At 45.4% G+C, this 9,398-nt stretch carries 10 protein-coding genes, 1 pseudogene and 1 other annotated feature; of the genes and pseudogenes, 7 read left to right on the forward strand and 4 right to left on the reverse strand.

The window, feature by feature from the left end; all coding sequences use genetic code 11:
- Positions 1 to 296 precede the first annotated feature (296 nt).
- On the forward strand, positions 297 to 527 hold the full coding sequence (locus O9323_RS15520; RefSeq protein ID WP_230401286.1) for a CHAT domain-containing protein: 231 nt from the start codon (positions 297 to 299) through the stop codon (positions 525 to 527).
- A 70-nt stretch (positions 528 to 597) separates the two neighbouring features.
- Positions 598 to 927, forward strand: coding sequence for a polyhedral envelope domain-containing protein (locus O9323_RS15525; protein ID WP_002754731.1), 330 nt, complete (start codon positions 598 to 600; stop codon positions 925 to 927).
- Positions 928 to 1,149: 222 nt separating this feature from the next.
- Here the strand turns inward: O9323_RS15525 and ureC are convergent, their stop codons facing one another.
- Positions 1,150 to 2,859: an urease subunit alpha gene (gene ureC, locus O9323_RS15530; RefSeq protein WP_002754733.1), complete on the reverse strand. Its 1,710-nt coding sequence runs from the start codon at positions 2,857 to 2,859 to the stop codon at positions 1,150 to 1,152.
- Positions 2,860 to 2,940: 81 nt separating this feature from the next.
- A pseudogene (locus O9323_RS15535) lies at positions 2,941 to 3,081 on the reverse strand (polyphosphate kinase 2 family protein); the annotation flags it as partial.
- 470 nt (positions 3,082 to 3,551) lie between these two features.
- Positions 3,552 to 3,668, forward strand: a sequence feature (ribosomal protein L10 leader region).
- 98 nt (positions 3,669 to 3,766) lie between these two features.
- On the opposite strand from O9323_RS15535, the gene rplJ reads away from it, so the two are divergent.
- The 5 genes from rplJ (at position 3,767) to O9323_RS15560 (ending at position 6,820) form a co-directional block, all read left to right on the forward strand.
- Positions 3,767 to 4,315: a 50S ribosomal protein L10 gene (gene rplJ, locus O9323_RS15540; protein ID WP_002737633.1), complete on the forward strand. Its 549-nt coding sequence runs from the start codon at positions 3,767 to 3,769 to the stop codon at positions 4,313 to 4,315.
- Positions 4,316 to 4,359: 44 nt separating this feature from the next.
- Positions 4,360 to 4,752 carry a 50S ribosomal protein L7/L12 gene (rplL, locus tag O9323_RS15545; RefSeq protein WP_002736522.1) on the forward strand — a complete coding sequence of 131 codons (393 nt, stop codon included), beginning with the start codon at positions 4,360 to 4,362 and terminating at the stop codon, positions 4,750 to 4,752.
- Positions 4,753 to 4,856: 104 nt separating this feature from the next.
- Complete coding sequence (locus O9323_RS15550; protein ID WP_012267019.1) at positions 4,857 to 4,952, forward strand: photosystem II reaction center protein T; 96 nt, start codon at positions 4,857 to 4,859, stop codon at positions 4,950 to 4,952.
- Between the two features lie 127 nt (positions 4,953 to 5,079).
- Positions 5,080 to 5,595, forward strand: a complete 516-nt coding sequence (gene nrdR / locus O9323_RS15555; protein WP_288125394.1) for a transcriptional regulator NrdR — start codon at positions 5,080 to 5,082, stop codon at positions 5,593 to 5,595.
- A 232-nt stretch (positions 5,596 to 5,827) separates the two neighbouring features.
- On the forward strand, positions 5,828 to 6,820 hold the full coding sequence (locus tag O9323_RS15560) for a 30S ribosomal protein S1 (protein ID WP_002737013.1): 993 nt from the start codon (positions 5,828 to 5,830) through the stop codon (positions 6,818 to 6,820).
- 57 nt (positions 6,821 to 6,877) lie between these two features.
- On the opposite strand, the gene O9323_RS15565 is transcribed toward O9323_RS15560, so the two are convergent.
- The gene (locus O9323_RS15565) at positions 6,878 to 7,912 is read right to left on the reverse strand and encodes an adenylate/guanylate cyclase domain-containing protein (RefSeq protein WP_502846430.1); all 1,035 of its coding nucleotides are present in this window, start codon (positions 7,910 to 7,912) and stop codon (positions 6,878 to 6,880) included.
- A 122-nt stretch (positions 7,913 to 8,034) separates the two neighbouring features.
- On the reverse strand, positions 8,035 to 8,736 hold the full coding sequence (locus O9323_RS15570) for a DUF3120 domain-containing protein (RefSeq protein WP_002736983.1): 702 nt from the start codon (positions 8,734 to 8,736) through the stop codon (positions 8,035 to 8,037).
- Positions 8,737 to 9,398 lie beyond the last annotated feature (662 nt).

Consider the following 9,398-nt stretch of genomic DNA (forward strand, 5'->3'; position numbering starts at 1 on the left):
ACTAAGGGGGGATCGGCACCCCCCTTATCAAGGGGGGACTAAGGGGGGATCGGCACCCCCCTTATCAAGGGGGGACTAAGGGGGGATCGGCACCCCCCTTATCAAGGGGGGACTAAGGGGGGATCGGCACCCCCCTTATCAAGGGGGGCAGGGGGGATCAAACCTAAAATCCATTTTTAATTTAATTATAACCAGCTACTTAATTAATATACAGTATAAAGCATTAATTATCATCAAAAAATCACCAAACTAGAAGCGTAGGTGAAGGGATTTATGGTCTGCGTCGAGCCTTTGTCATTGCTGGAGCAGAAAGCCAATTAATTAGCCTTTGGAAAGTATCTGATGATGCGACTAAAGATTTAATGGTCGCCTATTATGGACGCTTACAAAAAGGAGAAGGAGAAGGACGCAGTGAAGCTTTACGACAAATTCAACTAGGAATGCTCAAGGGTGAGAAGCAAAAACATCCTTTTTATTGGGCCAGTTTTATTCTCTCTGGTGATGCAACTTCGATGCAATTTGACTGATTAAGGGTTAGGAGTTAAACTTAGTGGTAAGATTATTGGTATCACAAACAATTACTAGGAGAGTCACACAATGGCAACATTTACAGAAAACGACCTCAAAGAATTAAAAGACTTTATTGTAGGACAATTCAAAGAAGTTAATGACAAAATAGACAAGTCATCTGAACAACTTAATGGCAAAATAGACAGATTATCTGAACAACTTAATAGCAAAATAGACAAGCTATCTGAAGAAGTGAATAACTTAAGAGTTGACATAGCAAATATTAAAGGAGAATTAACAGGCGTGAATAAACGCCTAGATAACTTGGAATTTACTAATCGAACCATCTTTGTTGCTATTGTTGCTGCACTAATGGCAGGATTAGTTAAGTTATTTTTACCAAATTGGCTCTTCTAGGTTCTGTGTGATAAGTTTAACTTACAATATGATCGATCAATCTTTGTGTCCTTTGTGTCTTTGTGGTTCGTTCCACCCCCTCGCTAGGAGGAATGTATCTTAGAATACATTTTACCCACCAAATCCAAGAGAGTCCCAAATTTTCCTACTAATCCTTAACCGTTGATTCAAAAAGAAAACGGATTTTTTGAAAAAACCCGTTTTCTGAATCTGAAATCGAATTCAAAATAAGAAATAGCGCTGGGCCATGGGTAAAACCGTAGCGGGTTCACAGATTAATAATTCCCCGTCAGCACGCACCTCGTAGGTTTCGGGATTAACTTCCATGCGCGGTAAAGCGTCATTAAGCTTCATACTAGCCTTACTGATATTGCGCGTATTCGACACGGCCACGGCGGTTTTTTTCAGCTTTAACTTCTCAGGAATGCCCGCTTTCATAGCATATTTAGAAACAAATGTCAAGGAAGTTTTGGTGATCGCACCACCAAAAGAGGCAAACATGGGACGCATATAAACCGGTTGGGGTGTGGGAATACTGGCATTAGCATCGCCCATTTGCGCCCAGGCGATTAAACCGCCTTTCAGGACAATTTCCGGTTTTACGCCAAAAAATGCCGGTTTCCAGAGAACCAAATCGGCTAATTTGCCCACCTCGATGGAACCGACATAATCGGAGACACCATGGGTAATAGCAGGATTAATCGTATATTTAGCAATATATCGTCTTGCCCGCAGATTATCATTCTCTCCCGTTTCCCCGGTCAGTCTGCCCCGTTGTACCCGCATTTTGTGGGCAGTTTGCCAAGTGCGGATAATTACTTCCCCCACCCGTCCCATAGCTTGAGAATCGGAGGAAATGATGCTAAAAGCCCCTAAATCGTGGAGAATATCCTCGGCAGCAATAGTCTCTCGGCGGATGCGGGATTCAGCAAAGGCCACATCTTCGGGAATACTCCGGTCTAAATGATGACAAACCATCAACATATCAAGGTGTTCCTCTAAGGTATTCGTCGTATAGGGACGGGTGGGGTTAGTAGAGGAGGGTAAAACGTTCATTTCCCCGCAAACCCTGATAATATCGGGAGCATGACCACCGCCGGCCCCTTCCGTGTGGTAGGTGTGAATGACGCGATTTTTAAAAGCGGCGATAGTGGCCTCGACAAAACCGGCCTCATTGAGAGTATCGGTATGAATCGCCACCTGCACATCGTACTTATCGGCCACGCTTAAACAGGTATCAATGGCTGCCGGAGTGGTTCCCCAATCTTCATGGAGTTTTAAGCCAATTACCCCCGCTTTTACCTGTTCCGCTAGTCCTTCCGGCTGACTGCTATTGCCTTTACCCAAAAAACCCAAATTCATCGGGAAAGCTTCGGCCGCCTCTAGCATTCGATAGATGTTCCATTCTCCCGGGGTGCAGGTGGTGGCATTCGTTCCCGTTGCAGGTCCAGTCCCGCCACCAATCATTGTGGTAATCCCCGACGCAATCGCTGTCTCAATTTGTTGGGGACAGATAAAATGAATATGGGCATCAATCCCCCCTGCCGTCAAAATCATCCCTTCCCCGGCTAATGCCTCGGTAGCAGGACCGATAATAATATCGACATTATCTTGAATGTGGGGATTACCCGCTTTACCGATTTTATAAATTTTGCCGTCTTTAATGCCCACATCGGCCTTAACGATGCCCCACCAGTCGAGAATTAAGGCATTAGTAATCACTAGATCTACCGCCCCATCTTCCCTAGAAATGGGGGATTGGCCCATCCCATCGCGAATTACTTTACCGCCGCCGAATTTTACCTCATCGCCGTAGGTGGTGAAATCTTTTTCGACTTCGATAAATAATTCCGTGTCTGCCAGGCGAACTTTATCTCCGACGGTGGGGCCGTAGGTTTCAGCATAGGTGCGGCGATCGATGCGATAATTCATAGGGGGAATTCTTGAAAATCGAGATTGATTATACGATCGATTTTCCGGCAATCATCGCTTTTTGGGGATTTTTTTCCATTTTTAATCTGGCTCATTTTCCAGGATTTCTTTGGCTTTCAGTAAAGCTTGGTGATGTTCTTCGGTGACGGTGGGATATCGTAAACCGAGGGATTCGAGGGTGTGATAAATAACTGCCCCCACAGCTAAACGGGTAAACCATTTGGGTTCTTCTCGACTTTGTGTGATAATTTTTGTCTATAGAATCATGAAGTGTTTACCGGAAAGACTTTTGGGACTATTTTGCTGAAGAAACTATCAGTATAGACCCCGTTTTTTATAATTGAGATATAGCGTTTCCTAAGCTAGTGAGGTACATCTATTTTTCTTCCCTTTTGCCTTTGGGGACTTGCGCTTTGATAATGTACCATTTAGGGCTGGTCTTATTCTTCTACAGAGCGATTTTCTGGCTGGGATATTATTCCCACGCAAGTCCCTTGGCCTCTTGCCTTTTGCCTAAAACCCATAACTTTTGTACCTCAGCAGACTGAAAAACGCTATAGTTTGTGCCGCTTAAATAAAGAGGTTTGGGTTTTAGACTTGGCGTTCAACGAGGATGCCTGTTCTACTCGTCAGGATTTTGCCCCTGCCCGCTCCCTGGTGGTGCTTGACATAAATTCCGCAATAGTGTTATAATAAGGGACTGGCTTAAGCCAAAGACAGCAGGTGCGAAACAGCTTAAATACCCTGCCGAGGTCAAAGCGAGAAAACAGCAGCCAAAAAGACTAAAGAGAGATTTTTTCTGTCTTGGTCGTGCCTGAACTGATTCTCTCCACTCAACCCCGGCGCTACAAGGGGTTATTTTTGTGCCTGTGGAACCGGTCCCCCGCATACAGGAGGTGAACAAGGGATGGGGAGAAGCAGAGAAAGCAAGGGAGTAATTCTAGAAGAATTAAAAACCTCCCTGAGCGAAGCTCAATTAACGATGGTCATCGACTATCAAGGTTTAACCGTCGCTGAAATCAGCAATCTACGCCGCAAATTGCGCCCCACGGGAACGATTTGTAAAGTCACCAAAAATACTTTGATGGGCTTGGCGATCGCTGAAGATAGTGGCTGGGAACCGATGAAAAGCCTTTTATCGGGAACATCCGCCTTTCTGCTCGTAAAAGAGGATATCGGTGGAGCTTTCAAGGCCTATCAAGAGTTCAAAAAAGAAAGCAAAAAAACCGAACTGCGTGGCGGTGTCCTCAAAGAAGGGACAAAAGGTCAACTGTTGACAGAAGATCAGATCAAAGCGATCGCTGATTTACCGTCGAAAGAACAGTTAATCGCTCAGGCCGCCGGAGCAATCAACGCCATTGCCACCAAACTGGCCCGCAGCATCAACGAAGTTCCCGCATCTTTGGCCCGTGCCGTCGATGCCGTGGCCCGTCAAGAAGAAAAAGAAGCGGCTTAATACCGCGCCAATCAATCACTTACAAACAATTAGGAGTCTAACCCATGTCTGCTGTAGCTGAAATCTTAGAAAAACTCAAAACTCTTACCCTCTTAGAAGCTGCGGAATTAGTCAAAGGTATCGAAGAAACCTTCGGAGTTAGTGCCGCCGCTCCAACTGGTGGCATAATTATGGCTGCCCCCGGGGCTGCTCCTGCGGCTGCTGCTGAAGCGGTGGAAGAACAAACCGAATTTAACGTCGTTCTCGAAGAAGTTCCCGCCGACAAGAAAATTGCTATCCTTAAGGTGGTACGCGAATTGACCGGTTTAGGACTCAAAGAAGCGAAAGACCTAGTAGAAGCCGCTCCCAAAGCGGTTAAAGAAGGCACTAACAAAGATGATGCCGCCGCCATCAAGAAAAAACTGGAAGATGCTGGGGCAAAAGTTAGCGTTAAATAGATTGCCACTGATTCTGGGGATGTAGATTACATCCCCAGACAAGCTGAAAAGCTCATTTCCTGATACTATAGGATTGTTATAGCAGTCTTGTAGGATGTCTAACCATGGAAAGCGTCGCTTACATTTTAGTTTTAACTATGGCTTTGTCGGTAATTTTCTTCGCCATCGCCTTCCGGGAACCTCCCCGGATTCAAAAGTAAATTTCTTAACTCCGTTTAGGTTAATAATTTTCTTCCCTGAGCCGCCCGCTTGTCAAAAGCAGGTTAGCGGCTCTGGTTTTCGTATTTAAAGGCTTAAATTAAAGGTTCCCCTCACCGAGCGCCTCCTATGCAATGCCCTAATTGTCAGCATACCGATAGTCGCGTTTTAGAGTCCCGTTCCTCCGAAAACGGTCAGAGCATTCGTCGTCGTCGTGAATGCTTACAGTGTAAATATCGGTTCACCACCTACGAGCGCATCGAATTGGTGCCGATCACGGTGATTAAAAAAGATGGTAAACGGGAATCTTTTGATCGCTGCAAACTGCTGCGAGGGATCGTTCGCGCTTGCGAAAAAACCGGCATTCCTCACTCAAGATTAGAGGCGATCGTCAATGATATCGAATCCCGTCTGCAGCAAGACTCAAAACGGGAGGTAACAAGTCAGGAGATCGGTCAATTAGTCCTAGAATATCTCCGGCAAGAATCGGAAGTGGCCTATGTGCGCTTTGCTTCGGTTTACGGCAATTTTCAGGGAATTAGAGACTTTATCGCCGCTTTAGCGCTGCTGCAATCCTCCGAAATCGAACGCGCCTATCCTTCTTGGTCTCCAGTGGAAGAAGCCAGCGTGATCACCTCGTCTTAAATAGTTCCCGATTCAGTTATAATTAGGATCCCTTGTGCTATTTCAAGCCCAAGCTCTGGTTAGATTCTTAAAAGTCATTCTTGAGGCGGATTGCCTGCAAGAAAGCCGGATGCGGCAGTTCATCCCCTAGTCCCTACCTAGAAACTAAATTAGGAGGCATCTCCTTGATTTAGAAACTGTACATCACATAGGAGGAAAAACCTACGGAAATTCCGAGGCCCAAACAACGTACATGACCACCCAAAAAACTGCAAACAAAAACATAGGCTTTACCCATGAAGATTTTGCCGCCCTTCTAGACAAATACGATTATCATTTCAGTCCGGGAGATGTTGTCGCCGGGACTGTTTTCAGCATGGAACCCCGGGGAGCGCTCATCGATATCGGTGCTAAAACCGCCGCTTTTATCCCCGTGCAGGAGATGTCGATCAACCGCGTCGATAATCCCGAAGAAGTTTTACAACCCAACGAAACCAGGGAATTTTTCATTCTTACCGACGAGAATGAAGATGGACAGCTAACCCTGTCGATCCGTCGCATCGAATATATGCGCGCTTGGGAACGGGTGCGTCAATTGCAAAAAGAAGATGCTACCGTGCGATCAAATGTTTTCGCCACTAACCGTGGTGGAGCATTAGTCAGAATTGAAGGTCTCCGTGGCTTTATCCCCGGTTCTCACATTAGCACCAGAGAGGCGAAAGAGGATTTAGTCGGTCAGGAATTGCCCTTAAAGTTTTTAGAAGTGGATGAGGATCGCAACCGTCTGGTTTTAAGTCATCGTCGCGCTTTAGTGGAACGCAAGATGAACGGTTTAGCCGTGGGACAGGTGGTAATCGGTTCCGTGCGCGGAATTAAGCCCTACGGTGCTTTCATCGATATTGGTGGAGTCAGTGGTTTGCTGCATATTTCCGAAATCTCTCACGATCACATTGACACCCCCCACACGGTTTTCAATGTCAATGATGAGTTAAAAGTGATGATTATCGATCTCGATGCTGAAAGAGGTCGCATTTCCCTCTCGACTAAACAATTAGAACCAGAACCGGGAGATATGCTCAAAAATCGCCCGTTAGTGTTTGAAAAAGCGGAAGAAATGGCGATTAAATACCGAGAAAAACGTCTAGCGGAAGCGGAAGGCCGGACCGTCTCGGAAGTAGTGGAAGAAATCGAAGTTCCCCCCGCCTTGGAGGAGGAAGATTTAGTTCTCGCCGCTACCGAAGAGTAGGTCAGTTATCAGTTATCAGTGATCAGTTATCAGATTTGAGTTTTAAGTGGACAGTGTTTATTCTCCAAAACCAGCACGGCTGGCAAATCCTGTGATTCCAGTCATCTCCTCACTACTATTGGCATCAAGGAAACGATCCAAGTGATCAAAAGTGGTTCCGTAGGTAATAGTTTTAGCGTCGTATCCTTTCAGACTGACGGTATGTGGCTCGAAAGCTTGGTGGAGATAGGGTAAACCGATGAGATGACTGTAGGTAGTGGCTCCGATGGCTAAATCCCTACCTATTTCTTTAGTGGCCGACTCTAAACGAAAAGCGGCGTTGACTGTATCCCCGATCGCTGTATAATCTGGATGTTCACCGCTGCCAGTATTGCCGACCATGGCATAACCAGTATTCACTGCCGCACCGATGCGTAATTTAAAGGGTAAGGGATATTGTGCGCTTAAGGCGCGAGTCATGTTATGTAGTTGTATAATTGCTTGGAAAATTTGCAGGATATCGTCTTGATTGACTCCCTGTTGGCCGTGAAACCAGATGGCCATGATCGCATCACCAATATATTTATCTACCCAACTGCCAGAACTGCGGACAATACCCCCGGCATGGCGAAACCAACTGCCAATCAGAGAAGAAAGCACTTTTTCGTCTAATTGCCTAGTTAAAGCCGTAAAATTCCGCATATCCACCACCATCACCGATGTTAAGCGCCGTTCATGGACGGAGGAGGTAGGGGTGTCCCATTCTAAATTGCGCGGTTGCTTGCCTACATTGGTGGGAGTAGCACGATAGAACTGCACCTCGGTTTTGCCAAAGGTGATCTGATCTGTGTTATGGATAGTCACGGGAATAGATACCCTTCTGCCATTGACAAAAGTTCCATTGAGACTACCGAGATCGATCAGATAAAAATCTCCTGTTTCCGTGGATTGTAAAATAGCGTGATTGCGAGAGATACAGTGATCCTTAATCACGATATCGTTATCTTTGCCCCGTCCGATTGTCCAGTAAGATCTCCCCACGAGAGGGAAAAAACGCTCTCCCTTATCGGTATGGAGTAGTAAATAGGGATTTTCTCTTGGCAGTATATCCACAGGTACATGAGCGGCAATAGATAGACAGTCGCAACTACACATTATATAGCATATAGCAAGATTCCGCACATTTTCATCTATCTAAGTAAATAGATGGAAACGGGAATTAGCTAGGAAAACCCTTAAGCCAGAGAAGCGGTAATCCAAAATAAACCATCGACTAAAATTGTACTCAATACGGCTCCGCTAAATGCCCACCAATGACATACCCTTTTTTGCAAAGGATAAATACCGATCGCTAAGAGCAAGTTGAGCAGCACGATCGCCCAACTGATGCCCCAGGGGGTCTCAATTTGGGCCAAGGCGTTATGAAATATCGGCGATACTAGGTTGGGGTCTAGTTCCACGGTCATTAATTGTCGCCAGTAGGGAATTAGTCCCGTTAGATAGAAATATACATCGGTGATGGCAGTCCCTAACAAAGAACCCAGATAGAAAAGATTGCCCACTTTGCCGCGACCTTTGTATAGTCCCCAGAGAACAAAGGGCAGCCCGATCGCTTCCATGGGAATATGGATCAACGGTTCCCAACGCCACCAACCCCAGTAGAGAGAACCTGCTAACCAACTCCAACTAAAGCCCAAAAGTAAATCCCCCCAAAGACTGATTTTTTCTTGTTTGAGCAGCCAAACCCCTAACCCCACCCAAAAAAAGGTTAAACCTAGGCTAACTTCGGGATAGTAGCGCACTAGGGGCGCTTGCATGAACACGGGGACCGAGACCAGAAATGCTGCCGTCCAAAAGACGGATTGACATTTTTCCCAGTTGGGGACTAGGGGTTTCAGGCGATCGGGATTGCTGGGAACTAGGGTAGAGTTGAGCAAAGGATTTCAGAATTGTTACGAAACTTTACTTATATTAAGATACATCATTCTCTCTACACTATATCCCCTCTAGAAGATTTTGATAAAGTGAACTACTCTCAAGGTCGTTGAGAGCTTCCTATTTCACGGGGGATTGCCTCAAGACGGACTTTAGGCCCAGCTTTTGGTTTTACATCCCCTCTATGGGCAGTATCGCGCTTTTCCTAACGACAATACCCTTCGACGTAGCTCAGGGCAAGCTTCGGCTGGCTCTTTTGGTTTTTGTGTGTTAATTTTTGTGGCTCTTCGGGAATTGTTATGCAAATAATTAACTTAAAATAAAATTCGATGAGAGTACCTACGCCCAAAAGTAGCTGAAACTCATATAGGGAAGGACTTAAGGCACAAACAGGTTAATACAGCAATTCTCATTTTGAAACGATTTTGCCTTGTTTCAGCGATCTAGAGATTCGTTAAGAATTATTAACCCCTCTAGATGCAAGGGTTTTGATGTCATGAAACCTTAAAATGAGAATTGCTGAGGTTAATACCAAAAGATAGACAATTGAGTTAAGATTTGATATAATAGCCAAAAACGAGATTATTTTACTTATGATACTTGACAAATTTTTGAACCTACAAGGAACCTGTATTCAAGGCTATCGACACCTAGAAAATATCGG

The sequence above is a fragment of the Microcystis sp. LE19-131.1A genome, from assembly GCF_027532015.1.
Lineage (GTDB): Bacteria > Cyanobacteriota > Cyanobacteriia > Cyanobacteriales > Microcystaceae > Microcystis > Microcystis ichthyoblabe_A.

What these genes read in the sequence shown, in the direction of transcription:
- O9323_RS15550 (WP_012267019.1), top strand. Translation starts at nt 4,857, where the DNA reads ATGGAAAGCGTCGCTTACATTTTAGTTTTAACTATGGCTTTGTCGGTA.
- rplL (WP_002736522.1), top strand. Translation starts at nt 4,360, where the DNA reads ATGTCTGCTGTAGCTGAAATCTTAGAAAAACTCAAAACTCTTACCCTC.
- rplJ (WP_002737633.1), top strand. Translation starts at nt 3,767, where the DNA reads ATGGGGAGAAGCAGAGAAAGCAAGGGAGTAATTCTAGAAGAATTAAAA.
- nrdR (WP_288125394.1), top strand. Translation starts at nt 5,080, where the DNA reads ATGCAATGCCCTAATTGTCAGCATACCGATAGTCGCGTTTTAGAGTCC.
- ureC (WP_002754733.1), bottom strand. Translation starts at nt 2,859, where the DNA reads ATGAATTATCGCATCGATCGCCGCACCTATGCTGAAACCTACGGCCCC.
- O9323_RS15560 (WP_002737013.1), top strand. Translation starts at nt 5,828, where the DNA reads ATGACCACCCAAAAAACTGCAAACAAAAACATAGGCTTTACCCATGAA.
- O9323_RS15525 (WP_002754731.1), top strand. Translation starts at nt 598, where the DNA reads ATGGCAACATTTACAGAAAACGACCTCAAAGAATTAAAAGACTTTATT.